The 1,250-nt window shown below is 60.0% G+C and carries 2 protein-coding genes; one reads left to right on the forward strand and one right to left on the reverse strand.

The genetic code is table 11. The features are described 5' to 3' along the window. Positions 1–62: 62 nt before the first annotated feature. On the reverse strand, positions 63–770 hold the full coding sequence (locus EN906_RS34475; protein ID WP_127271675.1) for a metal-dependent hydrolase: 708 nt from the start codon (positions 768–770) through the stop codon (positions 63–65). A 123-nt stretch (positions 771–893) separates the two neighbouring features. Between EN906_RS34475 and ruvX the strand changes: the two genes are divergently transcribed. Beyond that, the coding region (gene ruvX / locus EN906_RS34480) for a Holliday junction resolvase RuvX (protein ID WP_127375793.1) at positions 894–1,250 on the forward strand (357 nt) is incomplete at its 3' end.

Raw genomic sequence — 1,250 nt, forward strand, 5'->3', positions numbered from 1 at the left:
ACCAGTATGGAAACGCAAAAAGATTGCCTCAAAGCCATGGTTTTATTCCATTTTGGCTGCTTCTAAATCGTAATCGTCTCGCCAATCTTGGGCAAAGCCACCTTGATGCCGGATCCTTCCAGGCCGGCCTCGAACTTGTCGGCGGTCGGATCGATCATCGGAAAGGTGCCGAAATGACAGGGAACCACGGTGTCGAATTTGAAGAAGCGCCGGCAGGCAAGTGCCGCCACCGCGCCGCCCATGGTGAAGCGGTCGCCGATCGGCACCAGGCCGATCTTCGGCTCGTGCAGCTCGTTGATCAGCGCCATGTCGGAAAAGATGTCGGTGTCGCCCATGTGGTAGAGCGTCCTGTCTTCCGGGAAATGCAGGACGAGGCCGCCCGGATTGCCGAGATAGGTGTTCTGGCCACCTTCGCCGGGGAACGAGGATGAATGCAGCGCCTGGACGAAAGTGGTGGTGAAGCCGCCGCAATCGACGGTGCCGCCGATGTTGCCCGGGTTGATCTTCTTGTCGCTGGCGCCCTTGCCGACCAGGTACATGCAGATCTCGAAATTGGCGACTAGCTGGGCGCCGCTTTTGCCAAGCACTTCCAGCGCGCCGCTGATGTGGTCGCTGTGGCCATGCGTCAGCAGTACATGCGTGATTCCCTCCGCCGGTCCCTCCCAGCCGCCCGTCCAGGACGGATTGCCGATCAGATAGGGATCGATGAGGATCTTGGCATCAGCGGTCTCGATGCGAAAGGCCGAGTGGCCGTACCAGGTCAGTTTCATGAATGCATTCCTCGATTTTTGTCTTGCCAAAGGATAGAACGCCGACGGCCCCGAGATCAAAGGGTTACTGTGTCCACCACGCGTTTGACAAAACACGTGGTGGTGAAAGGCGAAGGACGGCCGGTGGGCATTATCACGATCGAGGAATTGCCGGCGCGGCTGACCGGCGGCAAGACGCTGGCGGGACTTGACCTCGGCGACAAGACGATCGGCGTCGCGGTCTCGGACCAGAGATTTTCCTTCGCCCATCCGCGCCCGGTCATCATGCGAAGGAAATTCTCGCTCGATGCGGCGGTGCTGCTCGCCTTGCTGCGGAAGGAGAATGCCGGCGCGGTGGTGATTGGGCTGCCGATCAATATGGACGGTTCGGAAGGTCCGCGTGCGCAGAAATCGCGCGCCTTCGTTCGCAACATGGCCCAGATGAGCGACCTGCCCTTCGTGCTCTGGGATGAAAGACTATCGACGGTCGCGGCCGAAAGG

The sequence above is a fragment of the Mesorhizobium sp. M7A.F.Ca.CA.004.06.1.1 genome (genome assembly GCF_003999135.1).
Lineage (GTDB): Bacteria > Pseudomonadota > Alphaproteobacteria > Rhizobiales > Rhizobiaceae > Mesorhizobium.